This window comes from Lactiplantibacillus argentoratensis, assembly GCF_037290055.1.
GTDB lineage: Bacteria > Bacillota > Bacilli > Lactobacillales > Lactobacillaceae > Lactiplantibacillus > Lactiplantibacillus plantarum.
Genome location: NZ_CP147647.1, coordinates 1,091,684 through 1,117,939 on the forward strand (window position 1 = coordinate 1,091,684; position 26,256 = coordinate 1,117,939).

Below are 26,256 nucleotides of genomic sequence, written 5' to 3' on the forward strand. Positions count from 1 at the left end.
GAATTCTAGCATGGTTTGTTGAGGCTTTTCTTTAGGCTTGTGTCATCATTTTGTTTATGTTAGTGATGGTCAAGCTAGTTAGGACCGTTCAATTTGGCTAAAGCGGTGCATGTAAGTCGGAATGCGGGTACTGATTTGATGTGGCAAGACGACGTATCGCGTTGCAGCGAGGTCATCGGCAATGGCACTGTGCAAGTAGACCGCGCTCAGGACGGCATCGGTAAAATCATGAAATTGACTTACGAAGCCACCAATCATACCAGCTAACGTGTCACCCATGCCGCCGGTCGCCATGGCCGGAGTGCCACCGGGGTTGAACCAGACCCGTTCGTCAGTGTAAACGGTCGTGCGATGCGCTTTGACCACGGCCGTAACACCTAACCGTTGTTGCGCGTCATGGTTGGCGGTTGGGGTTTGATCTTTGATCGCGATGCCGCTGAGTCGTTGCCATTCCATTTGGTGTGGCGTGACCACGATGTCCGTGTCAGGAAGGGGCCGGGCCTGCTGCGCAAGCAGGGTCAGCGCCGAACCATCGATGACCAGGCGTTGTGGGGCGTGCGCCGCGGCGAGAACGGCGGTCAGTAACTGATCAGCGCCGGTATCTGTTCCAAGACCTGGACCGATGACGATAACGTCCATTCCTGCCAGCAGGTTTAATAAGGTGTCCGTTTGGTGATAGTCAATGACCATGGCTTCGGGTAGCCGAGCATGTAGACTCGTGAAGTTAGACGGGTCGGTAGCGACCGTTACCAGACCGGCACCACTATATGTTGCGGCCGTTGCGGCCATGATGATAGCACCACCAAAGTTTTGATTACCCCCAATCAGCATGATTCGGCCGTAATTGCCTTTATGAGAATCAGCCGGTCGTTTGATAATCGTTCGGCTAACAATTTCGGTTGTAATAGGTTGCATAAAATGACCAGCTTTCTAAGTTAATTTACTTTGAGTATACCATTTTCCAAAAGCGGTTACTTACGATTATTAAGTTGACGACAGCTATGATAAAATTAAGGTAACAATATGTGGGAGGAATTTAACATGTCAGTTGATTGGAAAAATGAAGCAACTAAGCATCAAGATGATTATTTAGCAGATTTAACCACCATGCTCCGCGTCCCGAGCTTTCGTGACGATAGCCAGGCGACGGATGACGCACCCTTAGGCCCTGGTCCTAAGCAAGCATTAACCACGTTTTTAGCGATTGCGGAACGCGACGGCTTTAAGACTAAGAACATTGATAACTTGGTCGGCTATGCCGAAATTGGTGAGGGCGATGAGACCTTAGCAATTTTAGCCCACGTGGACGAGATGCCTGCTGGTAACGGCTGGGATACGGACCCCTTCGAACCAACCATCAAGGACGGCAAGATGTATGCCCGCGGTGTTTCTGATGACAAGGGACCTGGAATGGCCGCTTACTATGGCTTAAAGATCGTCAAAGAACTTGGCTTGAAGCTCAATAAGAAGATTCGCTTTATCGTTGGGACCGATGAGGAAAGTAATTGGACTGGCATGAAACGCTACTTTGAAGTTGAACCAGCGCCAACCTTAGGCTTCTCTCCAGATGCCATGTTCCCACTGATCAACGGTGAAAAGGGGAATGTGAGTCTACAATTACACTTCGGTCATGAAGACAATGGCGACTTTAATCTAGTTTCCTTCGATTCTGGCTTGCGTGAAAATATGGTGCCGCGTGATGCTGAAGCCGTGGTCGCGACGGATGACAACGAGCAGTTTGCCGCCGACTTCACTGCGTTCTTGGATCAGCAACCGGTAACCGGTGAATTAACGGTCGTTCCTGAAGGCGTTAAGCTGGAAGTCGTTGGGAAGGCCGCTCACGGGATGGAACCACGTAACGGCATCAACGCCGGAACCTACCTCGCAACGTTCTTGACCAACTATGCGTTTGCGGATGATGCCGCGGCCTTCTTGAACTTCGTGGCTAACAAGCTACACGATGATTCACGGGCGAACCAGTTAGGCTTAGCATACAAAGATGACGTTATGGGTGATTTGACGATGAATGTCGGGTTACTCAGCTTCGACCATCAAAAGGGTGGCGCGTTAACGTTGAACTTCCGTTATCCGAAGGGCATCGAACCTGCTGATTTAACGGCGAAAGTCCAAGCACAGTTACCAGCTGGTGCCACGGTCACGCAGGGTGATTTCATGGTGCCACATTATGTTGACCCTGAAGACCCGATCGTCAAGGATTTGATGGACGTTTACCGGCGTCAAACTGGTGACACGGCCTCCCAACCACAAATTGTTGGTGGTGGGACTTATGGCCGTATGATGGCTCGTGGGGTGGCCTTTGGGGCACTCTTCCCAGATACCGAAGATACAATGCATCAAGCCAATGAATTCCAACCAATTGACGAATTAATGGCTGCAATGGCGATTTACGCTGAGTCAATTGCCGTGTTAGCAACCGACAAATAGTGATCCTTTAATGGAGGGTGATGGTTATGACGATGGTTAAACGCATTTTAGTCGGCATCGATACGAGTCCTCAGTCCCAATTAGCTTTAACGAAAGCAATTAAGATCGCGGTCGAGCAAAACGCCGCTTTGGATATTGTGACGGTCATTAATACTGAGAAATTTATTGGTGTGACTCAAGGGCCGATGGGTTTTGGCGCAACGACACCGCAAGCATTGAACGAGTTGACGGCCGGTCTTAAAGCGAATCTCGCTAAGGCCCGTCAACAAGCGATGGCCGCCGGTGTTAGCGACGTGCGGGTTCACCTGCATTCAGGTAATTCGAAGTTGCTATTAGCGACGACCTTACCAGAACGCTATGGCACCGACCTGATCGTGGTTGGCGCCACGGGACTTAACAACGTGGCCCGGGTGTTAATTGGCTCCAATGCCGCCTATGTGATTCGTAATGCAACCTGTGACACGTTGGTGGTGCGTACGGATGCTGATCAACAGCCGGTCAAGTTGCCAAAGCACACCACCCGTTGGCTTTAATTGCTGTCTCTGAGTCGGCGGCTGGTGTTTGCCGGGACAATTCTAGCGGACTTTTTACCGCGCCGGCCGCATTGAGATTCCATATCATCCATGACGGATTAACTAACATGATCCAGACTAAAAAGTTGCTTTGAGAATGTCCCATATTCTCGAAGCAACTTTTTTAGTTTGCACCTGAATTTGTTAGCCAGGCGTTGTTTATGAAAAAAATACATAACCCATACGTTATTTTTACATTATGCCAACGTTTCTGATACGTTGGTCTGGCATGATTAAAGCGTAATCCAAGGAATTACAAATAAAAGGTCGAGGGGATATGAATATGGGAATTGCTTTGCAGAACATCACAAAGACGTATGATAAGGCAAAACAGCCAGTTTTACACGATGTGAACGCTGAGATTCAAGATGGGGAGTTATTTGTGATCGTCGGACCATCCGGTTGTGGTAAAAGTACCTTGTTGCGGATGATTGCTGGTATTATTCCAATTACGAGTGGAAAGTTGGCCATCAACGGTCAGATCATGAATGCAGTCCCACCAAAAGATCGAAAGTTGTCAATGGTTTTTCAAAGTTATGCGTTGTACCCATTCTTAGACGTGACTGCTAACGTTGCGTTTGGTTTACAAGCACGAAAAATGCCGGCTATCGAAGTTGAACGCCGGGTCAATGACGCCTTGAAGATGGTCAACTTGACCGCTTATCGCGACCGTAAGCCGCGTGAGCTGTCCGGTGGTCAACGGCAGCGAGTGGCTTTGGCCCGGGCAATTGCCAGTGATTCGAAGATTTGTCTGATGGATGAACCGTTATCGAACCTGGATGCGCAATTGCGCGTACGAATGCGGACTGAAATTCGTGAGTTGCAACGTAAGCTGGGACTGACCTTGATTTATGTCACCCATGACCAGACTGAAGCCATGACCATGGCCGATCACATGATGGTGTTGAATGAACACCACGTGCAGCAAATTGATACACCGTTAGATATTTATAATCATCCGGCCAATCATTTTGTGGCTGAATTCTTCGGTACCCCACAGATCAACTTACTGCCAGTGGTGACGAAAACAACGCGTGAATTACACGTTGCGGCGGGCTTTCAGATAACCCTCAACCAGCCATTAAACGCCGGTAGCTATACAATCGGTATCCGGCCTAATCAGCTCAAGGCAGTACCAGTTGCAGATGAGCATGGCAATGGTAAGGTAACGAATGTCGAGACGCTGGGTGAGATGACGATTATTGAAGTGCAGGCTGACAACGGGACCGCGTTGCGAATCGTACAATCCGGTCAAGTTCAATTGCCGCTTGAACAGCGGGTGGACGTAACTGTAAACGGTAAGATCTTCATTTTTGACGAGCACGAACAACTGATTGCTGAAGAGGAGGGTGTCACTAGTGATCAACTCATTTCCGTCGATTAAGCGACGCCTTAAGCCGAAACAATCTCCAGACGCTCATGACCAAGCGAATGCCCAGACGGCCAGTTTTGAATTAAAGCGGAACGATAAATACTATGCTTGGTTATTCCTTGGGCCTTCGATACTGGCCCTCAGTATTTTTGTTTTTTATCCAATGTTACGGACCTTGTATCTAAGCTTCTTTTTGACCAACAGTTTTGGTGAACCAACCGTCTTTGTTGGTTTCCAAAATTACCTCAATTTACTGACGACTAAGAGTTATCTGGCTAGTCTGCAAGCCACCGGGATTTACGTCGTGGGCGTGACGGTGTTCACAATCATTGGTGGCTTATTGTTAGCCGCTACCGCCAATCAACGGGTTCGGGGGATTGAGCTATTTCGGACCATGTTTACCTCGACCATGGGCGTTTCCGTCTCAGTTTCTGCTATTTTCTGGCTATTCATGTTTAATCCATCTGTGGGCTTGTTGAATAAGGTCGCCATCTGGATGCACTTACCGGCAATTAATTGGTTAACGGAGCCGCATTGGGCCATGGTGGCGATTATTATGACGAGTGTCTGGATGCACCTCGGATTTACCTTTTTAATCTTTTTCGGGGCTTTACAAGCTGTCCCTAAAACCTTGTATGATGCCGCTGACGTTGCGGGGACTAGTCGTCGTTATCAGTTCTTCCATATCACGTTACCGATGATTTCACCAACACTCTTCTTTGTGGCGGTGATTACGTTGATCTCGGCGTTCAAGAGTTTCGGACTGATCGACTTGATGACGGCGGGGGGACCCACGAACGCCACTAACTTATTAGTTTATCGGATTTATCAGGATGCCTTCGTTGATGGAAACTACGCGCTTGCTAGTACGGAGTCGATTATCCTAGCGATTATCATTGCCGCCATCACGGTAATTCAATTCAAACTTTTAGCAAAGCGGGTGCATTACTAATGGAAAATACGATGGCTACTCAAGCCTTGATTCGTCACCGAATCGCGATTGGGCTTCGATACCTGTTATTAGTTGCATTAGCGTTAGTTATTATTTTACCGTTCATTTTAGGTCTGTGGACCAGCTTTTTGCCGACAACGACCATTGCGAAAGGGTCGCTGAGTGGTACCCTTTCTTGGCAAAATTATCAGGACGCGTTCACCAAAACGCCGATTCTCCGCTACTTATTTAATAGCTTGGTAATTTCACTCGTTCAAATGGTGGCGCATCTGTTCTTCGCCTCAATCGCGGCGTATGCCTTCGTATTTTTGGAATTTAAATATCGGGATGCGTTGTTTTATCTGGTCTTGGCAACCATGATGCTACCATTTGAAGCCGAAGTTATTCCGAACTTTCACACCGTCCGTGCCATGCACTTGTTGGATCACTACGCGGTGATGGTTATTCCGTTCCTAACTTCGGCCTTTGGAATCTTCATGCTCCGCCAGGCCTTTCGACAAATTCCGTGGGACTTAAAGGAGGCGGCTGACGTGGAAGGCCTATCGCACTGGCAATTTTACCGGCGGGTTGCCTTGCCATACTCACGAATCAGTTTGTTGACGTTAGCGGCATACAGCTTTTTAGGGAGCTGGAACCAATACTTATGGCCAATGCTGACCACGTTTTCAAATCGGCTGCGGCCAGTCCAAGATGGATTGCGGCAATTGCATTCGGAGGAAACGGCCACGAATTGGGGGCTCGTCCAGGCGAGTGCGGCCATCGTGGTGATTCCGACGTTAATCGTCCTTTTCTGGGGGCAACATTACTTTAAATCTGGATTGAATGAGGGCTCGGTGAAATGATGAAGATAACGCGAAAGTGGCAGTGGCTAGCCGGGATTGTGGCTGTCCTCATGGTAGTGGGTGGCGTGGTTTATAGTCGGACCCGTGTCCATGCAGATAGTAGCCGCATTAAAGTGGTCTTCTGGCATGAGATGAAAGGACCAGGCCAACAAGCGATTGACGCCTATGTTAAAGCGTTTAATCACCAACAGTCGAAGTATGAAGTCGTCGCCGAATTTGAAGGCGGCTATAACGGGGTCATTCAAAAGATCCTGAACACGCACGGCACGGCCGCATCACCGGCACTATTTCAATCGATGGATATTTCCACTAGTCAGATGTATCATAGTGGCTTCACGACGCCGATGCAGAAGTTCATTGATCGTGATCATTACGATGCTGATCAGATTATTCCGGGCGCCAAAGCCATCGTGATGCGGGATAATCAATTATTAGCGATGCCGTTTAACGCGTCGCAAACGGCACTTTATTATAATAAAGCGGTCTTGCGACAGTACGGGATCACCCCGCCACCAGTGGATCCAACCTATGATGATATTACCCGCGTCGCTAAGGCCATTCATGACAAGTCACACGGCAAAGTCAAGGGGATGACCATGGAAGCCTATTCGTGGTTATTCGAGCAGCTGGTCGCTAATGCTGGTGTTCCCGTTGCCAATCATGATAATGGTCATACCGGTAACGCAACTAAGGTCGATTTCACGAGTCCCGCAGCCATCAATGCCATGAAGTGGGTCAAAGAGAATATTGACTATGGCGACTTTATGAACTTTGGTTCGGGTGGTAACGCCGCTGCCAATGAAGCAGCTTCATTCTTAGCCGGTCATTTGGGGATTTTTATGCAATCATCCGCAAAAACGGGGCAGTTATATCAAGTGCTAAAAAATGACTTGGGCGTCACGTACTTCCCCCGGCCGAATGGGCAGAAAGCCAACGGAATCGCTGTTGGTGGGGCAGCACTATGGATTGCAAACGATAAGCCCAGTGTGGTCCAAGATGGTGCGTGGGAATTCACCAAGTTTCTCGCAAGCGCACAGACTCAAGCCGACTGGCAGGCCAAGACTGGTTATTTAGCCGTTAATAAGGGCGCTAAGGACGAACCAGCCCTGAAGAAGTTATTTAAGAAGTCGCCAGTGCTAGAAGTTTCTGGTAATCAGATGTTGCGTACTAAGCCGAATAATACGAACTCGGGTGTCTTTGTCGATGGCTGGGTTCCAGCACGGACAGCGATTCAAACAGCCATGCAGCAAATCTTTGCTGGGCAAGATATTCGCCAATCGTTGCAAACGGCTGAAAATACGTACAATAAAGTGTTAGAATCAAATAACCGTGCAAACGGTCGTCATTAATTGGAAAGAGTTGAAGAATTGTGCCAAATATGTCGTTGATTTATGGTCATCGGGGTGTTCCCGTCAAGTTTCCTGAAAACTCATTGGCCGGGTTTGCGTATGCTATCAGTCATCATATCGATGGCTTAGAGTTTGACGTCCATCTTACTAAGGACCAAGTACCGGTGATTATGCATGATGAACGAATTGATCGAACGACTAACGGACAGGGCGCCATTGCGGACCTGACGTTCGAACAATTGCGTAGATTCAAGTTAGCCAATGGCGAACCGGTTCCATCCTTACAAGAATTCTTGACCTTAGTTAGTGGGGAGCCAGTTCACTTGAATCTTGAGTTGAAGACTGATCGACACTATTATCTTGATATTGAACGGATTGTCTTACGGATGGTCCAGCAGACTGACTTGATCTATCCGGTCGTCTTCTCCTCATTTAACTTGAAGAGTTTACAGCGGGCTTACGCCATTGATGCCAGCCAGAAGTATGCTTTTTTGACCTCGGCGCGGCTGGGTAATCCAGATGAGTTTGCGACTCATGAACACTTAGAAGGGGTCCATCTTGAGCATTATCAACCTGTACGCCACGTCGCTGAACGGGTTTGGACGGTGGATGAGCCGGCCGTGATGCAGCAGTTGTTTGCGGCCTCGGTCAATGCGGTGATTACCAACAACTTTGAGTTAGCGCAACAAGTCCGAGCGGCGATGTAACTGGCTAGTGTGGTATTCGAAGGTTGCTAGTTATGACGGGGCCAGTCGCTAAAATTTCCGGGCGACGATTCGCAGGTGACTAGGGTCACAGCCAAAACTGCCGGGATCATTTGACAGCTCGAAGTTACTCAGATTGTACAAAGCAAAAGCGCCAGTCCCACTATCGGGGCTGGCGCTTTTAGCATCATTGATTAAACTGTGGTGGGGTTGCGGATCTTACCTAATTCAGAATCGATTTGTGCCAATACTGCTTGTTGGTTAGCAGGTTTTTCCAAGTCGTACTGTTGTAAATCAATCTTCATTTTAGGGCTAGCATCGTATTCATCGTACCATTTCCGATAAGCGGTCCACATCTTATAGTAATAAGATTCCAGTTCAGGGTTGTGGTCGAACTGTTCGTAGTCGCGACCACGCTTCTTGATCCGGTAAAGAATGGTATCGAAGTCAGTTTCAGAGTAGACCATCAAGTCCGGCGCCTTCTTAGGCAATTCAGTCAATTCGGTCATCATATTGTCTAGTAGTTGCAAGTAAACATTCAATTCGGTATCAGAGATGTTTCCTTCAGCGTTGTTTTCTTTGGTGAAGAGGGCATCTTCATAGATGGAGCGGTCGAGGACGTTGTTATCATCGGCCAATGCCTTCTTGATCATTGCAAAACGTTTGTTGAGGAAATAGATTTGTAATAGGAACCCGTAATTCTTAGGATCCGAATAGTAAAGTGGCAATACGGGGTTGTCGCCAACCGGTTCGTAAAATGCCTTAGTTCCAAGGTGGTCAGCAATTAACCCTGTTAACGTGGTTTTGCCGACCCCAATCATTCCTGCTGTTATTATCACCATGATAGCCCCTCTTTATAAAAAATTGCACAATATATTGTATCTCAAAAAAAGTTTTAATACCATATAGACTTTTAATGAAAAATTTGCTTAGGAGCCATTTTCACCTATTTTTTAGTCTGTTCCTTTAATAAATCCCGAATTTCTTCCAAGTATTGCGCGGAAACATCGACTTCTTCTTCTTCGGGTTCCTCTGGTTCATTTTTAACCACTTTATTAATAATTTTTACCAGAATGAAAACAACAATGGCCACGATGAAGAAATTGATGATGGCATTTAGAAAGGACCCGTATTTGAAGGTGGCGTCCCCGATACTGAACTTTAGGTTAGATAAATCGACTCTGCCTAAGAAAATCCCAATCAGTGGATTGATTAAGTTGTCCGTCAATGATTTGACGATAGCGGTGAAAGCAGACCCAATAATAACCCCAACGGCTAAATCAATCACGTTGCCGCGGGCAATAAATTCCTTGAATTCTTTGATCATGTGACTCGCACTCCTTTATTAATTGCTGTTAACAGTATAGCCAAAATCAAACGCTGACTCAATCAAAACACCAATCTAATTCAACCGTAAGTTGATTCCTCATTAAAGCATACCCATTTTGATTTGAGTCAGTATCATGATTAGTTTTGTTTGGATAGTGACTTAATCGGTGCTGGATACGCAGTGTGGTTGCGTCAGAAATTCGGTTGGAGTGCGCTGACGGGCCAAGTCACCTAGTAATTTGGTGGTGAGAGCGGTTGGATGATGAAAAAAACGACTTTCTCCGAATTAGAGAAAGTCGTTCTGTGATGGCTACCTTGATGCGATAGCGTCAATTCAAGTGGCTAATCCGCCTGGTTGTCGGATGCTTTGGCCTGAGCTCTTCGCTGAACCAGAGTAGCTAACTTACTCTGAGTGGCTTTGACGGCGACGGGGTCTTCAAAGTCGATTTTAGCCAGCCGTGGGTAACGGCGGATAAAGAACAACCAGGTCAGGGCGATAAACAGCACTAGAAACAGTGTCAAGATGCCCATCTCAGGAAGAGCAGAATTACCAGTCATTAGGGTCTGTCGCAAGCCGTTCACGCTGTAACTCATTGGTAACCACGGATGGATGACTTGGAAAAAGTGACCTGATAACTGAATCGGGTACGTTCCCGCTGAACTACCGAGCTGTAAGACTAGTAGCACCATACTGAAGAAGGCACCGGCCTTGCCGAGGACTAGGTTAAGCCAAGCAACGATTGTCATGAAGAGTAGTGCTGTTAACGTGAGTAGCAACCAAGTGGCCCAGGGATGAATCGGGCTGAGTCCGTTGATCAACATCATCAAGCCGAGCATAATCGTACTTTCCATGATTGAAAAGCCGAGCATGATACTGGCTTTACTACTCCACCAGCCTAGCGCTGAATCTGGATGCTTGCGTGGCGTATACATATCGAACATCATGTTGAGAGCGAGGGCACCGACGAAGAGCGAAACACTCAGCATGTACGGTGCCATGCCAGTACCGTTATTTGGGACGTCATCACGGTCCTGGTGAGTCGTGGTGACGGGCTTGGCAACTTGTTGATAGGTCAGTGTTGATGGGTTAACTTTACCCTTATTTGCGGCCGTTCCTAATTTGGTTGCCAAAGTCTGGTTACCCGCTTGAATTTTTTGACCAGCAGTTGTGACCCGGTTAGCGCCCGTGGCCAGTTGCTGAGCGCCAGTTGCTAATTGCCCATTGCCACTAGTGAGTTGTTGGCTGCCATTAGCAAGTGCAGTACCCGCTGTGCCGAGCCGATTTAAGCCGGTCGCGACCTGCTGACTCCCAGTAGTTAATTGTGCAATGCCAGTTGTTAAGCTTGGCAGGTTGGTCTGTGCAGCTTGTAGACCCGTAGCCACGCGGCTGGCACCTTGTGTTAGCTGGTTGCCCTGGGAGCTGAGTTGACGCGTGCCCGCGGTCAGCTGTTGAGAACCCGCAGCAACTTGTCCCGCACCTGTAGCCAGTTGTTGACTCTTCTGATTGAGCAAGCTAGTGTTTGCATCCAGTGTTTTAAAGCCTTGAGTGAGCTGCTGGCTATTAGTTGTGAGCGTTGTTGTTCCGCTAGCCAAGTTTGTCGCACCAGTAGTGACGGCCCCAATGCCATTAGTGAGATTAGGTAGGACCGTGTTCAGCTGGGTTAGACTAGTCCTCAGCTTGTTAGCCGCGGTACCAGCAGATTGAATACCGGTCGTCAGTGATTGGGCACCGGTAGTGAGTTGGTTGACCGTGGTTGCAAGGCCTTTCTGTTGTTGAGTCGTGGTACTGAGGGCCCGAGTCAAAGCGGTCGTATCGACAGCCGGTTGCGTCGATTGGGCGATGGCTGTGGTTAAACTCGCAAGGGCACCGTTAATGGCGTCACGGTTAGCGGATTGATCAACCGTTGCCAAAATGGCTGATTTTTGTGCCGCGGTCAATTTTTGACTGTCAGCGGTTGCGGCGACATTGTCATGAAGCGTCGCACTAGTTTTAATAGCCGTTGTTAGCGCACTTAGCGTGGTTTTAACGGACGATAAGTCAGTCCCAGCAGCCTGTTTTTTCAGCGCTGCCACGGTTGCGTTGATCGTGGCTTGATCATTGGTTGCTTAAGCTGCGTCTGCAATTTTTGCAAGCCGGTGGTGAGGGCCTGACTGTTTTGACCTAGTGTCTGGATGCCAGTAGTTAGCTGACTTGAGCCGTTCGTTAGAGCCGTCGTTTTAGTCGTTAACTGAGCGGTCTGTGCTTGTAGTTGAGTAGCACCTTGACTAAGCTTGCTGGCACCAATGTTGACCTTGCCGACACCGGCCACATAAGCGTTTAAACCGGAACCAAGCTGTTGTGTACCAGTCGCCAGTTGAGCGGTACCGCTACTGAATTGTTGCGCGCCGCTGGCCACCTGGTGGGCACCAGTATTGACTTTGACAGTCCCAGTATTCACTCGCTGGGCGCCGGCAACGTATTGATTAACGCCTTGATTTAGTGTTTGGGCGCCGCTGTTGAGTTGGCCCATGCCAGCAACTAACTGATTACTTTTGACGAGCAGTTTTGTTAGACCGGCGACTACTTTTTGGTTTCCCGCCTGTAGTTGTGAAACGCCATTCAGATATTGGTTTAAACCGATCGTTAGTGTTTGACTCCCTTGTTTTAGTTTCAGCGAACTAGTTGCCAGGGTGTCCAGGTTGGTGGCGATTTTTTGGTTGGCGGTTTGGAGCTGCTGCCCACCAGTCGCGAGCTTTTGATTATTGGTAGCCGCTGTTTTGAGACCACCGTCAAGTTGTTTGATAGCAGCAAACATCGTTTTGGCATAGCTCGTTGTAATCGTTTGGGCGACGGATGACCGAATCGAAGTAGCGGCGGAATCGGCCATCTTGCTAGCGACAAAGTTATGTCCAGCACTGGTGTCGTAGTGTAGCACCATGGCTTGTGGTTGGTGATCGAGTAAGGTGGTTGCGTGGCGTGAGAAAGTGCGTGGAATCGTGAGCACCATGTAATAGCGGCCGTTTTTCAAGCCAGCTTGCGCTTCACTTGCACTGACTTGGTGAAACTTTAAAGCGTCAGATTTTTTTAAATTCGTTGTTAAATTGCGTCCAACACTGAGATGCTTCCCTTGGTACGTGACTGGCTGATCGTGATTGACGACGGCTACGGGTAAATTATTTAACCGACCGTATGGATCCCACATCGACCGTAAAAATGTCACGGCATAAATTGATGGAATGAACATAATGATTGCCATGACGATAATCATTAGTTTGTGTTTGCGCATATACGCCCATTCTGCTTTAATCATCTTTACTTGCGCTCCCTTAATTGCCTATTTTTTGCGTAAAACCCCGCGTGTGCATTAAAGAGGATAACAGGTTTCAGAAAAAGCACCACATCATCAAGACAGCATGTGAGGTTTAAACCCCATTTTGGGCGCAAATGGGGTTTAAAATAAGGGTAAGTTGTGATTTTAAAAATATTGTGGGTCTACATGACATGCATTGAGCTGTCATTAATATGATAAAAATGTGCCGTTATGTTACTGGTCATCAGCAAATGCGCGTCTTACGCCCGCCTTCTGGGCTGGGTGGCCATTGCTATAACATAGCCAACGTCGATTGGGCTGCGGGATTGTTCGAACGTGGAAAAGAAGCCCCTTACCGTGATATTTCAAAGTAAGGGGCTTGGTATGAGATAAGCAGTTAAGATTTTCAGGCAATCAGCTTATCTGGTTTGAAGTAGCATTGTTGGCTGACACCAAGCCGAACTAAGTATTGATCCTTAGTTGCGTAGTAGGCAATGATCGTTCCCGCAATTTTCAAGTATGGGTTTGGTAACTTGACGGTCGTTCCAATCTTTAAAGTTGGCATGATTGAGAACCTCCTAAGGATTAATCATTATCAAGACCGTGACGACGGTAGGCATAGAAGAAGATGCCACAGGCAATCACGAGCCAGCCGAGTTGCGTGAGGGCTTCGCGAAGCGTCCATGAAAAGCCACCAGTGGTATACGAGGCGGTAATATAGTGATTAAGCGTGCTGCTGTACAGATAATTGCTAAAGGATTTAAGGGTGGTATTGAACTGTTCGAAATTCGGTATCAGGCTTAAAATCAACATCATTGGAATACTGTAGACGCCTGCTTGAGTTTGGCTACTAGCAATCAGACCAATAATGTATCCGAGCACGAGACTCGTTAAACTAGTGATAATGGTAATCAATAAAAAGTTTCCTAAGTGAATTTGCGACCAACTGGCGCCGCTTAGGGGGACCAGTATCAAATTGGTCACAGTCATAATAGCTAGTGGTGGCAATAAACTACCGATAAAAAATTCGGGCCCGGTAATGGAAGAGGTCATTAGGACACGTAATGTATGATGTTCTTTTTCTTCGGCTAAGGGATAACTCGTCATCATGATGCCACCCATAACGACATTAAAGCATAGTCCCATTCCCAGTAAAAGGGAAATCAGGGCAACGTGGGATGGTGCTTTACTTTGCATAATACTCTTCATGAAAACGACGTACAAAATGGCCATGATTGGGGCAATCATCAGACTCACATTTGAAATGATCAGTCTTAATTTAAGACCGAATAAGGCTTTTATTTTGGTCATTGATAAACTCATTTTAGGCTCCTTCCAGTTACGGTTAAAAAGACATCTTCAAGGGTCGGCTCGCACGAGTGAATCGTCTCAAGCTGTCCAGAAAGCATCCACTGGTTAATCTGATAGGTCGTCTCAGGAGATGACGGGAGTAATAAATCTTGCGCTGCCGATGCAATGTGGACGCGATACTGCTGGTCGCGATTATATTTTAATTGCAATGCTTGTGGGGCTGCACATTCTGCGATGCGGCCAGCGTTGAGTAAGGCGACACGATTGCAGAGACGAGTGGCTTCCAGCATATCATGAGTCGTTAACAGAATCGCTGTGCCCTGGTCGCGTAATTCCCTAATCAGTGCGTGAATTGCTTGGGTCGTGCGGGGATCTAAGCCACTGGTTGGCTCGTCGAGGAACAAGACTTGTGGTTGGTGAAGAATTGCTCGCGCCAGAACTAGCCGTTGACGCATACCTTGAGATAACTTACCAGCGAGTTTTTTCTTATGTTGACTGAGACCAACTCGTTCAAGTAACTTATCAACACGTGCAACCGGGACACCAAACATTTTCGCGAAGAATAGTAGGTTTTGGTATACCGATAATTTGTCGTAAAGCCCACTTTGATGCGTGACGATGCCGATTTTTTCATAGTGGTGTTCGTCGTATGCTTGGACAGACTGACCCAGGACGTAGGCTTCACCGTTCGTTGGTAATAATTGTCCGGTTAGAATTTTAATGGTGGTTGTTTTTCCCGATCCCGAGGGACCTAAAAAGCCAAAAATTTCACCTGGCTGGACGGTAAAACTAACTTGATCCAGCGCGGTCGTATTTTGAAATGATTTGGCAATGTTAATCACTTCGATTGCATTTTTTATTGTCATCGTTGATCGCTGACTCCTTTAAATTTGATTTGGAAGCGCGGTGGCTTCAACAAAATCTAGTTTACTGGAACAAATGCAGAATGTGATTAAATCAGGTCGTAATGGGGCATATTGGAGCCGAATGGTGCGTTATTTAGGCTGAATGGTGTCCTAAAAATTGATCAAAGCTTTTAAATCAGTGAGTTTACCGCGAGAGAGGGGCAGTTTACTTTTGTTTTTCAAGATTAACGTGTAACTATTTCGGGAGTAACTGATCAGTTCCGCGATTTGTTGTAAATTAACCAAGTAAGAACGATGACAGCGAAAGAAGCCGAGCGTCGTCAATTGTTGTTCTAATTCGCTCATTGTTTGCGATGATGTGAATTGTTCGCCACTGACGTTCAGTTGACTGACCCCGTTGACACTTTCAATAAAATCGATCTCGTTAGGGCTGAAAAAGACTGTTTTATCTTCAACCTTACTTGCAACTTTAAAAATTGGTCTAGGTGTATCTTCTGAAGTGTGTGCGGAATCGGAACTGCTTTCGGTCGCCAAATCAGTCAACTCGAGGCCCTGGTTTGGTCGATAACGAAAGATAGTCGTACTGGTTAGGACAAGTTCTTCTAATGAGTAGGAGGTCAGCAGTACGGTGACACCGTGTTCGCGAGTATAGGCTAAGGCTGCTAAGTACAGCTCAATGCCAGCGTTGGTCAAGTTGGTCAGGGGACTTTCAATTAGCAACAAGTCCGGTTGTAGGATGAACGCTCGCAGTATGGCCAGACGTTGTTGTTGATCAAAGGATAAGTGCTTGATCTTAGTATGGGCGACGTCTTTGAGTGCGAAATACTGCAAAATGTCATCCAGATCCGTCTCAAAGGTGCTGATGTGTTGAAAGGTCTTCAAATAAGTCGAGACGGTTAATTGCGGATAAAAGCCGTCATCATGAAAGATGGCTTGGATACGTGCGAGAGTGAGACCAGTCATGACGCCACTAGTTTGGGGCGTCGTTTGGCGTAATAGGTTAAAGAAGGTCGTTGCCTCAACGTGGCTCATCTGAATGCCGATGTTGCTTTGCGCTGGAATGGTGAGTGTGAAATCTTTTAAAATCGTTTGGTGTGCTTGTTGTTTAAAGATGTTGCTTAACTGAATTGTTTGCATGGTGAGAACCTCGTTATTTTGATTGGTATTGGATAAGCCGTTAGTTCAGCGATACTCGGATCTTTGTAATGCTCCCGTACTAACCTGTTATGTACTATTTAAACTACATTATAATATACCATACTCGATTACGAAGGCCATTACGCGTAGCAGAGTGACTTTGAAAAATAAATAATGACTAGACGGTGTTAGTGTTTCGTTAACAATTGATTGGAAAAGGCCGGGACAGCTTCCATGAAGCGACGTTTACATCTATAATGAATTTAAATATAAGCGAAATTGAAGCGGGCTTCAGTAACAGTATTGCGGCTTGCTTAAAAAGGACCGTGATAGTGATGAAGAATCCAATTATGTATTGCACCTTAGCGGCGTTGGGACTTAGCCAGAATACCTTGGAAAAACTGGATGCCAGTGATTGCCACTTTTATCAGATTATTAATGAACATAACGTACCGGTGCTGTGGGAGCAGCTTGTCGAACGTAGGAGTACCCATGCGGTGCGGGAGATCCAGGCGGCTCAAACTGAGTGGCAGAACCATCGACAAGCGGTGCTGGATTCGGTCTGCTTTTTAGTGATGGGTGGTGCCGATGACAAGTTGGTTCAGACGTTGAGGCGTAATGGTATTAATACCGTGTCGCAACTGGATTATATGATTAATAATCAGATGAAGCTGCCAAGCTATTGGCGCAAAGCGCCCGAAAAGAATCTCGAAATTATTCAACGGTACCGTGATTGGCAGATGATTAGCCAAGCAGCAATCGACCAAGAGCTTGAAACGATACCGGAAGTTGACTTGAGCGCGACACTACAACATCGCGTGAACAGTCATAATGAGCAGCGCCACATGATTAAGTGGCTAGGAATCGAACAGGTGCCCAATACGCTGGTGGCTTTTCTGGATTTAGACTTCAAAAAGAAGGATTTTTTGGTTGGACGGCTGTCAGGACTGACTTTGCAAGAAATTGGCAATGCTTACGGACTGACACGTGAGCGGGTCCGGCAAATTGTCGACCAAATCGTAAAGCGATTACCGTTATTTGATGATGTTGAAAAGTATAAGAAATTAGTCCTAAGTTATGACATTCAACTTGATCAATTCTTGAATTACACCCAGGGAACCCCCGAAATCTTTGAGTACATTCAAATCAAGTACAAACGACCTAAAAACTTGAAGTCAGTAGACCAGTACCTGTTGTCGCTCAATAAGGTTGCGCCAGAAGTGCTGGCTGAACGCTTGAACTGTCGACAAAAATTTGTGAACCATGCTAACCGAATCGTGGATTTGACGACTAGTCATGTCATTGATGAAATTCTATTTACTCATCGGAACGTTTTTACGCGGGAAACATTGTTGGTCGAGCTTGATAAGTTCTTCCGTGCACATGGTCAGGCGCATGGCCCAGAACTTTCAGAACGGGCGCTACAGGCTCAAGTTGAGCGGCAACCGCACATTATTCAACGAACGAATGGCTATTTCCGCTATTACGAACTTGCTCTGAGCGATGTCAGCGATTATCTGGATGAAATTAATGCGTTATTTGAAGTTGCCGATGGAATTTATGGCATCGATTACTTTTTTGAACAGAATCAGGCTTTAATGGCTGAAATCGATATTCGCGAAAGTTCTGAATTGGCTAATCTGTTAAAGGCACTCGGGTATGAACAATTTGATCGGTTGAATACGATCGTTCGTCAGTCCCAGGTATACATTGGTCGTATCAATAATGATGAGGCTAGCAAGGATAAGTTTTACCTGGATATTTTATTGCAATTTGATGGTCAAACCGCCGATGATGTCGCCGATTACCTGCAAGCCAGCTATCAGTTGAAACGGGTGTCAGTGTGGGCCTATATCAATAAGGTTTATAAAAAATATATTCATAATAATACGATTACGATGAATGCAAAGTTACCAACCAATCCAGAATTCTATGCAAAGATGCAGATTGTCCTTGATCAATCGCTCTATCCGTTCGAGCAAGTTGCGGGAATTATTAAACTGATTGACCCCGCAGTACAAGTCTCCCCCTTATTGGTGGACAAGCTCGGCTACGTTGAACGTAGTGGCCTGTTAATGAGAAAGGATTGTCATTCCTTAGACGACGCGTTGAAGAAGCTGTGGCTCGTGGATGACTACGTTCCGACGGATGAACTTAAAGCATACCCGAATCGCTGGTTTACACTCAAAGCCTACCAACTTGAGTTACGGCATGACTTGATTGCGATGGATCCCACACGTTATCTGACGATTAGGGGCTTAAATAAGTTAGGATTGACTAAGGCTGATATTGATAACTTTTTGCAAGAAGTGGTGGCGTTCGTTGATGATGATGTCTTCTTTACGTGGAAATCATTGGTGGATGCCGGATTTGAAAGTTCTTTTATGGCGAAGACTGGCTTTAGTGATGAAGCGTATGAACGGCTGATCTTTACCATCCCATCGATTCGAACCATCAAGACGCGTGGCGTCATATTTATCAATGAAACCCACCCAACGCCCGTGTGCCCGCCGCTTGTTAACTTTTTAGCACAAGAATTAGGCCAGCAACCGTGTGATATCGATGATTTCTTGTTGAAAATCAATCATAAATTTAACTTGAACTTGGACAAAGCTAAAGTACTTGAGAAGCTGAGTAAGGGGCAACTGGCATACGCGCCGGAAACGCAGCGACTTTATCCTGATCAGCAGACGATGTATGCGGATGTGTATCAGGGCATGGGAATCGAAATTTGAGGTGGACCACTGCCAATTGATCGTGCTCGTTATCACATCGTTTGAAACGATTCATTACTGGATCTTACTTGGAATCGGCAAGCAATCGCAGTCGGGACTACGTTGAGCGGGTCTTTGTACAAATCCATGGTGGCCAATGCGCGTTAAGTTGGCACTTCATGTGGGCTGCTAGTTACGAGAGATTCGAATTGTATCGTTAATGATGAAAGCATCCGCTGCTTGCTGGTTGAAATACTGGCAAGTAACGGATGCTTTTTAAACTAGTGCTTGCCCAATTAATTCCGGAAGCAGGCAAAGCTGTCAGCATGGACTGAACCGCCAAGCTATAATTTGTTTTTAAATTTCAACCAACTTAGATAGTGATCATGGGCTTTTTTCAGTTGTCGGTAGCGCCGGGGTTGTTTGCGGTAAAAATCCTGATGATAATTTTCTGCTGGCCAAAATTGCTGTAAGGGTTCAATGGCCACGACAATTGGTTTTTGATAACGTTGCGAGTCCACAAGCGCTTGTTTGGATGCTTGCGCAATGGTCAATTGATGTTGATCAGCGTAAAAGATGACTGGCCGGTACTGGCTACCGCGATCGTTGATCTGTCCAAAGCGATCGGTCGGGTCGATTAGTTGCCAATAAACATCGACCAGATCTTGATACGAGATTTTACGGGTATCGTATCTGATTTCCACGACTTCAACGTGCCCGGTATATTGACCACTCACTTGTTCATAGGTTGGTTGGGCCCACGAACCACCGGTATAACCAGAAATCACTGTATTAATACCGGGACGCTGATCAAAGGGCTCGACCATGCACCAAAAACACCCACCAGCAAAGACTGCCCGTTCTTCATAAGGCGAACTAAGGGGTGGGTAAGCCGATACACTGTTCTCAGCCGGCGTGGGTCCGTTGCCAGTGATGGCGAGATAAAAGTCCATGACATCCGGCGTCAGGTTCTCCCGCATAGCTAACGGTCGCAAATCGGCTTCGAGTTGTTTTAGTTGCCCAGTCGGCGAGAGCTGTTGCCGATTATTCTTGGCCTGGACTAGTAAATGGCGTTCCCAGTCACGGGTTGCTGGGTTAATAATTAAATTGTATAAGTCGCGCATTAAGTCTTCCGGGTTGGTTTTCATGGCGTCTCCTTAACTGGCCTGCTTGCCGAGTATAGCTTGTACTTAGAATTAGGTTGATTTTAGCACGGTGGGCTTGTACGACATAATGTTATGATTTGAGAATTTAGGCACCATATTAATGGTGGGCCTGAATGTCAAAAAACTCCTGAGCTTTCTTTCGATTAGTACTATTAGCAGTGGACTAAGAGGGGAAACCGCGACTTTTGAAAGTTAGCCGGGAAAGTTGCGGGGTCACCATTAGAAATTATCGCCTAGCAGGCTGTACTGCCGAGCCGTCTGAGCGAAAGATGAAGTTAAACCTTGCAGATGGCGCAGTAGTGGCAATAGAATCTCACACGGAGACTTCCCGCATATTGGTCAACATGGTCTGGTTGATTGAAAAATAAAGCGGTTGCATTTCCGCACATCTTTCGCTAGAGTGGAATAGTAAACCTAAAATGACCAAGTTTCGGCTGGTCAAGCAGATGAGAGGAAACCGTAATATGTATAAAATGATTGTTTGTGACTTGGACGAGACACTGATGAATGACGATGGTACGTTGTCTGAAAAGAACGCCGCGGCAATTCAGGCCGCCGCGGCTAAGGGCGTTTATTTTGTGCCGAACTCTGGTCGTAGTTATACCTCGTTTCAGAACGATTTGGAGACGATGGGTTTGCGGGACCAACCGCATCAATATTCGATTTCTTATAATGGTGGCTTGATTTTAGAGAATAAGGATAATCGGCCATTGGCAGTCAACGCCATGCCTTATGAGGTTGCTAAAGGCGTGTTTGAAGCGGGGATTGCGAATCAACAGGCGGCGACACACGTGTACACGCAGGATACGTTATATATTTATAATCCGGTTCCAAGTGATTCTGACTACTTACAAAACCGCGGCGTGACGTTTACGACCATGACAACGCCGGACTTTGAACAATTCAAAACGATGAATGTTATGAAGATTATTATGGCGTTACCAACGATGGCTGACCGCAAGCAGATGCGCGCGGACGTTGAAGCAATCGTTGATCCAAGCAAGTTAGCTGTGACTTATTCGTCTGACCGTTACGTTGAGTTTAATCCGGCTGGCGTTGACAAGGGGACCGCAGCGGTTCAATTAGGAAAATTGCTGGGAATTACGGCGGATGAAATTATTGCTGCGGGTGATAACAGCAATGATCTGCCGATGCTGAAGGCGGTGGGGTTACCTGTAAGTGTTGCCAATGGTATCGATGCGGTCAAGGCCGCTGCTAAATACGTGACGGCCGCTGATAACAATCATGACGCGTTAGCAGAGGTTATTAACAAGTTTATTTTATAGCACAAATTTTATCTAGATAATGAAAGTTGCCATTTGGTGTTCGACCTTTACAAGTGGTATCATGATAGTTGAAAATGTGGTAGTATGAAATAAATTATTTGTTACAAATTACTGAATGGGGGAACACGCATGAGTGCGATTCGCGACGATTTAGCTAAGGCGATTAAGAATACCAACCTCGTTGAGATCTATTCCAAGGGAACCAATGAGCAATTTAGTGTCGGCTATGTGATTCAGCAGGATGAAAAGTTTGTGCTGGTTCAAGCCGTTAATGTTGATGGTGAACTAGACGGGTTGGTGGTTTTTCGTAAAGCATCGTTAGCCCGTGTGATGAGTGACACTGATTATTTAAAGAGCATGACGACCATTATCGCACTAGCCAAACAACGGGGCTACTATGATGTTTGGAACACTGAGCGGTTGATGAATAAATTGCTGAAAAAGCATAATAAGACTAAGCATTCACTTTTGAAGACGTTGCTGAAGCAAGCGTTCCACCACGACCAAGTGATTCAGCTATCTGGCCGAATCAAAAAGCATGGTGATAGCTATGCCGGCTTCATTCATAGTGAGCATAAGAAGTATATTGAGTTCAATTACGTGGATATGTTCGATCTTGCAAAACGTCCACAGATTGCTATTCGCTACGCTGAAATCGATGAGGCTAGCTTCCATAGTTTTGAAACCTTCAATACAACCGCGGTTATCGAGAGCTTTATGCCCGGTGACTTTCACTAATAATAATCTATGAGCGACGCCGTTAATGAACGGAGGTCGCTTTTTTATTATGCCTTTAGGCCCGGTTGAGTGCGCTAAAGCGTGCGAAACAAAAAACCACCCGCTTTGCGGGCGGATGGCAAAATGGTTAAACCCAAACGCCCCCATCAGATTTAGAATGTAGGTGATCAGAGCCAAACATTCAAAATCGAAAGGGGGACGTCAGAAATGGCGAATAAACTAAACAGCCTTGCACATACCAAGTGGCTGTGTAAGTACCGTATCGTATTCACTCCAAAGTATAGGAGAAAAATAATTTATAATCAATATCGACGTGACTTGCAAGATGATATTCGCTTGCTATGCCAGTATAAAGGCGTAAAGATATTGGAAGGACATATGATGCCAGACCACGTCCACTTGTTGGTAAGCATCCCACCCAAATTAAGTGTTGCCAGTTTTATGGGTTATTTAAAAGGTAAATCGGCCTTGATGATGTTCGACCAGCATGCGAATTTGAAGTATAAATTTGGGAACCGACACTTTTGGTCAGTCAGCTATTACGTTAGCACGGTTGGGCTTAATGAAGCCACCATCAGGAAATATATTCGTGATCAAGAAAAACATGATCAAGCGCAGGATCGGTTGAGTGTCCGGGAATATGAAACCCCTTTTAAGGGTCAAGGCAAGTAATAACAACACCGCTTAAAGCGGTCGCAAAAGTGACAAGAGCAGTTTGGCTTTGATACACAAAAGCCAGCGCCTTGAGACGCTGGCTAGTACATAGGGCTTATAGCCCTGGAGCAAACTACCCGTTTTACGGGTAGTTATGATTTTGGCGAGCATATTTTTTTCTAAAGCTAAGAAAGATGATTACAGCGGGTCTTGAAGCGGTTGGGGGCGTTAATTTGTCAGTCAGCGATTTGATAAAGATTGTTAAGTTTTTATCGCACAAATATACAAACCGGTTGGATTTCGCTACAATAGTAGTATTAAGCATCATGCGGGGAGGGAGCAGTTATCGTTTACGTCTATTGGTATATTGCAGTGTTTGACCACTGGTATTCGGTCTTGCTGGTTTTTCTACTGCAGATATTAATCAATCGTGAGCTCCGGCAGAAGCGGGTCTATGCGACTATTGCGGTCATGACCGTACTTCTAACTGTGATCTACATGCTGTATGACGATTATTCCGACATTATCACGTTCATTGTGAACATGGGGTTACTAGCGTTCGTGCGTCGCAAAAAGTACTTTATCGTGACAAGTCTAACGGCCACACTCGCTTACATTTTCTTTAGCTTTTTTGGCAACTATGCGACCGAGTCGATTTTCCATCTATTTAATCTCGGTTTGAATGATTGGAATGGCTGGTTATTCGAGGCTATCGGTGAAACAATCGTGACGGCTTGTATGTTAGCAGTTGTCGCTAGCTTTAAAGTCTTAAAGAAACGCTATCCACGACAATTTGTGGATGAGCTGACGTTGAATGTGATCGTTAGCGCCTTAGCCGTAGTCGCGGTCGCGTTCTTTACCATCACGGCAGCGGCGGACAACTATAATATCGGCTCTGGATTTTTAGGAATCCTGATGTTGATTCTGGTGGCAATCTTGCTGATCAACGCCGGAACGTTCCTCTACCTGTTCTATAGCTACACACTGCGGGTTCAAAACAACCGGCAAGCTTTGGAGCGGCAACAATATGATATTTATGTCAAAAATTTAGAAAGTAGTTATCAAAATTTACGTAAGTTCCGCCATGATTATCAGAATATTCTGTTATCTTTAGGCGAATACATTCAAACGGCCGATGATCCTGAATTACAGCAATACTTTCGGCAAGTCGTGACCAAGTCGAAGCAGAGTCTTAATCGTGATTTTGGCCACTTCGACAACTTGGAACAAATTAAGGATAAGCCATTGAAGGCGATCGTCCAAAGTAAGTTTTCCGTTGCCCGCCAAGCTGGGATTCAAGTACGCTTGGAAGCTACTGACCCCATTTCAGTGATTGCAATTGATCCGGTGACGCTATCACGGGTGAGTGGAATCTTGCTAGATAATGCCATCGAAGCAGTGAAGGGCCAGAGTGGGGGGCAGATCACGGTGGCACTGGTCAAGTATCCTCGGATGGTGGAATTAATATTTGCCAATTCATTGAATCACCCGATCGAGCGCTTAGATGAGCTCATGGTTGCGGGACATACCTCGAAGGGTGCTGGCCATGGGCAAGGATTGGCAACCGTCCGCGAGTTGTTAGACCCGTTAGCGAACGTGACTTATGAAGTGAGCTCCCATCAACGATTCGAATTTATTATTAGTATTGAAAGTGAGTGAGCAGCGTGTTAAAGACCTTTGTTGTGGAAGATGATCCTGAACAATTAGCAACTTTAAAGCAAATCATTAAGAATCATATTATGATCAATGATTTTGATATGGAACTGACCTTGGCAACCGGACAAGCACAAACGTTGTTGGACTATGTCGAGACCAATTCCGATCTTGAGGGACTCTACTTTTTAGATATTGAATATCCTGGGCAAGACTTAAATGGCCTAGCACTAGCGACTCGAATTCGCGAGGCGGATGTTAATGCGCGGATTGTCTTCGTGTCGACCCATTCTGAAATGGCTTTTTTGACCTTTGAACGACGAATCGAACCACTGGACTTTATTGTGAAAGATTTGGGTCAAGAAACGGTCAAAGCCAAAGTGGAGACAGATATTCGGGTTGCTTATGAACGTTATACCAAGCAAGCAGTCACCAGCAAGGCCATGTTTTCTTACTCTAAGGGTGGTCAGCTCTTCAATGTTCCATTAGATCAGGTGTTATTTATCGAGACTGGAGCAGTTCGCAATAAGCTGGTTCTCCATTTAACAGATCGAATTGTTCAATACAATGGTAAGATTAGTGATGAAACCGTGGCCCACCCAGAGTTATTCCGGGTTCATAAGAGTTTCTTGGTGAACCCGCAAATGCTAGTACGAATTGATAAGCAACATCAGCTTGGCTACTTTGAAAATGGCGAGTCGGTCGATATTGCGATTCGTAAAATGCATGATCTGGTGACGTTGGTCAAGCGTTCTGAACTAGCGGTTACATTCAGCTAGTGCCACACAAGACTCTAATGTAACAAAACCGTTAATCAAAAATGAATTTTAATGACGTTGGTGCAAGCTATTATGAGCTTTGCACCTTTTTTGGTTTTCCAGATGAATTTGCATGTATGCTAATATTATCAAATACCAGTTGTGGGAACTGGGGTGGAGGTGGTGTCATGAAACAGTTCTGGTCATTAATCTTAATGATTCTGGCCGGTTGTTTGCTAATATTCGGTTCGGAATACAGCTTGCAAGGTGATTATCATCGCCGAACCCATCGGCTCACCGTGTCAAAGGTGGTATACCATCAAAATGCCACCTCGGCGACAATCAGCGGGCGGACCAAGCACGGCGTTATCGTGACGCTCAAGAGTGGCAAACACGTTCGCCAGATTATTTCGAACAAGCAGAGTGGTCAATTCTACGTTAAGATGCCAGTTCACAAGCGGATCACAATTAAAGTTGTTGGGTTGAAAGCCAAAGTACTAACAGTACCAAGTGGGACAAAGAGTTAGATTGGGTGAGCGGGCAAGTTGCCGGCTCTTTTTTTGATAATTGCAAACGTGGCGCGGCCCATGTGACCAGTTGCGGCCGTAGCGAATGGGTTGGAGAATCCCGGTCACTAACCTAGTTACGGTGTTTGCTAAAAAATCGTTAAGCTTCTGGGTTTGTGCTAGGCGCGTGGTTGATTTTAGCGTACAGTAACAATGACAAAAAAAGGAGTAGTGGCTGTATGTTAGTGGTTGGCATTATCTTGGTTATTGGAATCATCGGGACATTGATTTTACGATTCCAATTTCACTTTCGCCTCGCGATGGGGACCGTTACCGAGACGGCGTTTGCCTGCTCATTGCTGAATATCGGGGTATTCTTATTGTTTGTTTTATTAGGTCAACTAACGGGGCCGCTATTGTTGTCCAAGTGGGCGTACCTGCCGATTTACCGGTTGCTCCAAGGAGGCTTGATTCCGGTTATCGGTATTGGCTTGGCCATCACAGGAATGGTGCGTGAGAAGGGCCTAATGAACTGGTGGCTGCTACACTTTAATGTGTTGTTCTTGATTTTTGACGTCCTACTTGTTTGGCAAGGCGGCTATACGAGTTAGT

The 26,256-nt window shown here is 46.2% G+C and carries 23 protein-coding genes and 1 pseudogene; 15 read left to right on the forward strand and 9 right to left on the reverse strand.

From position 1 onward, the window contains the following. Positions 1-78: 78 nt before the first annotated feature. Positions 79-915 carry an NAD(P)H-hydrate dehydratase gene (locus V7R88_RS05055; RefSeq protein WP_054396733.1) on the reverse strand — a complete coding sequence of 279 codons (837 nt, stop codon included), beginning with the start codon at positions 913-915 and terminating at the stop codon, positions 79-81. Between the two features lie 126 nt (positions 916-1,041). Here V7R88_RS05055 and pepV point away from each other — a divergent pair, with 126 nt between their 5' ends. The 7 genes from pepV to V7R88_RS05090 all read left to right on the forward strand — a co-directional run bounded on the left by pepV (position 1,042) and on the right by V7R88_RS05090 (position 8,239). Continuing rightward, positions 1,042-2,445: a dipeptidase PepV gene (gene pepV / locus V7R88_RS05060; protein WP_152707054.1), complete on the forward strand. Its 1,404-nt coding sequence runs from the start codon at positions 1,042-1,044 to the stop codon at positions 2,443-2,445. A 26-nt stretch (positions 2,446-2,471) separates the two neighbouring features. Next, positions 2,472-2,978, forward strand: a complete 507-nt coding sequence (locus tag V7R88_RS05065) for a universal stress protein (protein WP_054396737.1) — start codon at positions 2,472-2,474, stop codon at positions 2,976-2,978. A gap of 322 nt (positions 2,979-3,300) precedes the next feature. After that, positions 3,301-4,401, forward strand: a complete 1,101-nt coding sequence (locus tag V7R88_RS05070) for an ABC transporter ATP-binding protein (protein WP_054396739.1) — start codon at positions 3,301-3,303, stop codon at positions 4,399-4,401. Then, positions 4,376-5,341 (forward strand): carbohydrate ABC transporter permease, encoded by a 966-nt coding sequence (locus V7R88_RS05075; protein ID WP_054396741.1) that lies wholly within the window; start codon positions 4,376-4,378, stop codon positions 5,339-5,341. The genes V7R88_RS05070 and V7R88_RS05075 overlap by 26 nt, the downstream gene beginning before the upstream one ends. After that, complete coding sequence (locus V7R88_RS05080; RefSeq protein WP_057717551.1) at positions 5,341-6,183, forward strand: carbohydrate ABC transporter permease; 843 nt, start codon at positions 5,341-5,343, stop codon at positions 6,181-6,183. The genes V7R88_RS05075 and V7R88_RS05080 overlap by 1 nt, the downstream gene beginning before the upstream one ends. Next, positions 6,180-7,532 carry an extracellular solute-binding protein gene (locus tag V7R88_RS05085; RefSeq protein ID WP_054396745.1) on the forward strand — a complete coding sequence of 451 codons (1,353 nt, stop codon included), beginning with the start codon at positions 6,180-6,182 and terminating at the stop codon, positions 7,530-7,532. Before V7R88_RS05080 ends, V7R88_RS05085 begins: the two co-directional genes overlap by 4 nt. Before the next feature lie 20 nt (positions 7,533-7,552). After that, positions 7,553-8,239: a glycerophosphodiester phosphodiesterase gene (locus V7R88_RS05090; protein WP_054396747.1), complete on the forward strand. Its 687-nt coding sequence runs from the start codon at positions 7,553-7,555 to the stop codon at positions 8,237-8,239. 191 nt (positions 8,240-8,430) lie between these two features. On the opposite strand, the gene V7R88_RS05095 is transcribed toward V7R88_RS05090, so the two are convergent. The 7 genes and pseudogenes from V7R88_RS05095 to V7R88_RS05125 form a co-directional block, all read right to left on the reverse strand. After that, positions 8,431-9,078, reverse strand: coding sequence for a deoxynucleoside kinase (locus V7R88_RS05095; protein WP_003643169.1), 648 nt, complete (start codon positions 9,076-9,078; stop codon positions 8,431-8,433). 104 nt (positions 9,079-9,182) lie between these two features. Beyond that, positions 9,183-9,563: a large-conductance mechanosensitive channel protein MscL gene (gene mscL / locus V7R88_RS05100; protein ID WP_054396748.1), complete on the reverse strand. Its 381-nt coding sequence runs from the start codon at positions 9,561-9,563 to the stop codon at positions 9,183-9,185. 344 nt (positions 9,564-9,907) lie between these two features. Further along, positions 9,908-12,855: pseudogene (locus V7R88_RS05105) on the reverse strand (YhgE/Pip family protein). Positions 12,856-13,261: 406 nt separating this feature from the next. Then, positions 13,262-13,420, reverse strand: coding sequence for a hypothetical protein (locus V7R88_RS05110; RefSeq protein WP_072535509.1), 159 nt, complete (start codon positions 13,418-13,420; stop codon positions 13,262-13,264). A gap of 20 nt (positions 13,421-13,440) precedes the next feature. Next, on the reverse strand, positions 13,441-14,178 hold the full coding sequence (locus tag V7R88_RS05115; RefSeq protein ID WP_152707052.1) for an ABC transporter permease: 738 nt from the start codon (positions 14,176-14,178) through the stop codon (positions 13,441-13,443). Further along, a complete protein-coding gene (locus V7R88_RS05120) occupies positions 14,175-15,032 on the reverse strand; it encodes an ABC transporter ATP-binding protein (RefSeq protein WP_152707051.1) in 858 nt (285 codons plus the stop codon). The genes V7R88_RS05115 and V7R88_RS05120 overlap by 4 nt, the downstream gene beginning before the upstream one ends. A 150-nt stretch (positions 15,033-15,182) precedes the next feature. Beyond that, positions 15,183-16,169 (reverse strand): LytTR family transcriptional regulator DNA-binding domain-containing protein, encoded by a 987-nt coding sequence (locus V7R88_RS05125; protein ID WP_054396752.1) that lies wholly within the window; start codon positions 16,167-16,169, stop codon positions 15,183-15,185. A 335-nt stretch (positions 16,170-16,504) separates the two neighbouring features. Here V7R88_RS05125 and V7R88_RS05130 point away from each other — a divergent pair, with 335 nt between their 5' ends. Further along, on the forward strand, positions 16,505-18,904 hold the full coding sequence (locus tag V7R88_RS05130) for a sigma factor-like helix-turn-helix DNA-binding protein (RefSeq protein WP_161325441.1): 2,400 nt from the start codon (positions 16,505-16,507) through the stop codon (positions 18,902-18,904). A 323-nt stretch (positions 18,905-19,227) separates the two neighbouring features. Here V7R88_RS05130 and msrA read toward each other — a convergent pair whose 3' ends face one another. Next, positions 19,228-20,031, reverse strand: coding sequence for a peptide-methionine (S)-S-oxide reductase MsrA (gene msrA / locus V7R88_RS05135; RefSeq protein ID WP_063731815.1), 804 nt, complete (start codon positions 20,029-20,031; stop codon positions 19,228-19,230). A gap of 482 nt (positions 20,032-20,513) precedes the next feature. Here msrA and V7R88_RS05140 point away from each other — a divergent pair, with 482 nt between their 5' ends. The 7 genes from V7R88_RS05140 (at position 20,514) to V7R88_RS05170 (ending at position 26,255) form a co-directional block, all read left to right on the forward strand. Next, a complete protein-coding gene (locus V7R88_RS05140; RefSeq protein ID WP_063723510.1) occupies positions 20,514-21,335 on the forward strand; it encodes a Cof-type HAD-IIB family hydrolase in 822 nt (273 codons plus the stop codon). Between the two features lie 129 nt (positions 21,336-21,464). Beyond that, positions 21,465-22,073: a hypothetical protein gene (locus tag V7R88_RS05145; protein ID WP_152707048.1), complete on the forward strand. Its 609-nt coding sequence runs from the start codon at positions 21,465-21,467 to the stop codon at positions 22,071-22,073. A 207-nt stretch (positions 22,074-22,280) separates the two neighbouring features. Beyond that, positions 22,281-22,745 carry an IS200/IS605 family transposase gene (gene tnpA / locus V7R88_RS05150; RefSeq protein ID WP_152707047.1) on the forward strand — a complete coding sequence of 155 codons (465 nt, stop codon included), beginning with the start codon at positions 22,281-22,283 and terminating at the stop codon, positions 22,743-22,745. A gap of 354 nt (positions 22,746-23,099) precedes the next feature. Next, on the forward strand, positions 23,100-24,386 hold the full coding sequence (locus tag V7R88_RS05155; protein ID WP_226319882.1) for a sensor histidine kinase: 1,287 nt from the start codon (positions 23,100-23,102) through the stop codon (positions 24,384-24,386). A 5-nt stretch (positions 24,387-24,391) separates the two neighbouring features. After that, positions 24,392-25,159, forward strand: a complete 768-nt coding sequence (locus V7R88_RS05160; RefSeq protein ID WP_054399328.1) for a LytR/AlgR family response regulator transcription factor — start codon at positions 24,392-24,394, stop codon at positions 25,157-25,159. A 167-nt stretch (positions 25,160-25,326) separates the two neighbouring features. Further along, positions 25,327-25,665, forward strand: a complete 339-nt coding sequence (locus tag V7R88_RS05165; protein ID WP_054399325.1) for a hypothetical protein — start codon at positions 25,327-25,329, stop codon at positions 25,663-25,665. A gap of 218 nt (positions 25,666-25,883) precedes the next feature. After that, positions 25,884-26,255 carry a hypothetical protein gene (locus V7R88_RS05170; RefSeq protein ID WP_054399322.1) on the forward strand — a complete coding sequence of 124 codons (372 nt, stop codon included), beginning with the start codon at positions 25,884-25,886 and terminating at the stop codon, positions 26,253-26,255. Position 26,256: the final 1 nt, after the last annotated feature.

What these genes read in the sequence shown, in the direction of transcription:
- V7R88_RS05055 (WP_054396733.1), bottom strand. Translation starts at nt 915, where the DNA reads ATGCAACCTATTACAACCGAAATTGTTAGCCGAACGATTATCAAACGA.
- pepV (WP_152707054.1), top strand. Translation starts at nt 1,042, where the DNA reads ATGTCAGTTGATTGGAAAAATGAAGCAACTAAGCATCAAGATGATTAT.
- V7R88_RS05065 (WP_054396737.1), top strand. Translation starts at nt 2,472, where the DNA reads ATGACGATGGTTAAACGCATTTTAGTCGGCATCGATACGAGTCCTCAG.
- V7R88_RS05070 (WP_054396739.1), top strand. Translation starts at nt 3,301, where the DNA reads ATGGGAATTGCTTTGCAGAACATCACAAAGACGTATGATAAGGCAAAA.
- V7R88_RS05080 (WP_057717551.1), top strand. Translation starts at nt 5,341, where the DNA reads ATGGAAAATACGATGGCTACTCAAGCCTTGATTCGTCACCGAATCGCG.
- V7R88_RS05085 (WP_054396745.1), top strand. Translation starts at nt 6,180, where the DNA reads ATGATGAAGATAACGCGAAAGTGGCAGTGGCTAGCCGGGATTGTGGCT.
- V7R88_RS05095 (WP_003643169.1), bottom strand. Translation starts at nt 9,078, where the DNA reads ATGGTGATAATAACAGCAGGAATGATTGGGGTCGGCAAAACCACGTTA.
- mscL (WP_054396748.1), bottom strand. Translation starts at nt 9,563, where the DNA reads ATGATCAAAGAATTCAAGGAATTTATTGCCCGCGGCAACGTGATTGAT.
- V7R88_RS05110 (WP_072535509.1), bottom strand. Translation starts at nt 13,420, where the DNA reads ATGCCAACTTTAAAGATTGGAACGACCGTCAAGTTACCAAACCCATAC.
- V7R88_RS05115 (WP_152707052.1), bottom strand. Translation starts at nt 14,178, where the DNA reads ATGAGTTTATCAATGACCAAAATAAAAGCCTTATTCGGTCTTAAATTA.
- V7R88_RS05120 (WP_152707051.1), bottom strand. Translation starts at nt 15,032, where the DNA reads ATGACAATAAAAAATGCAATCGAAGTGATTAACATTGCCAAATCATTT.
- V7R88_RS05125 (WP_054396752.1), bottom strand. Translation starts at nt 16,169, where the DNA reads ATGCAAACAATTCAGTTAAGCAACATCTTTAAACAACAAGCACACCAA.
- V7R88_RS05130 (WP_161325441.1), top strand. Translation starts at nt 16,505, where the DNA reads ATGAAGAATCCAATTATGTATTGCACCTTAGCGGCGTTGGGACTTAGC.
- msrA (WP_063731815.1), bottom strand. Translation starts at nt 20,031, where the DNA reads ATGAAAACCAACCCGGAAGACTTAATGCGCGACTTATACAATTTAATT.
- V7R88_RS05140 (WP_063723510.1), top strand. Translation starts at nt 20,514, where the DNA reads ATGTATAAAATGATTGTTTGTGACTTGGACGAGACACTGATGAATGAC.
- V7R88_RS05145 (WP_152707048.1), top strand. Translation starts at nt 21,465, where the DNA reads ATGAGTGCGATTCGCGACGATTTAGCTAAGGCGATTAAGAATACCAAC.
- tnpA (WP_152707047.1), top strand. Translation starts at nt 22,281, where the DNA reads ATGGCGAATAAACTAAACAGCCTTGCACATACCAAGTGGCTGTGTAAG.
- V7R88_RS05165 (WP_054399325.1), top strand. Translation starts at nt 25,327, where the DNA reads ATGAAACAGTTCTGGTCATTAATCTTAATGATTCTGGCCGGTTGTTTG.
- V7R88_RS05170 (WP_054399322.1), top strand. Translation starts at nt 25,884, where the DNA reads ATGTTAGTGGTTGGCATTATCTTGGTTATTGGAATCATCGGGACATTG.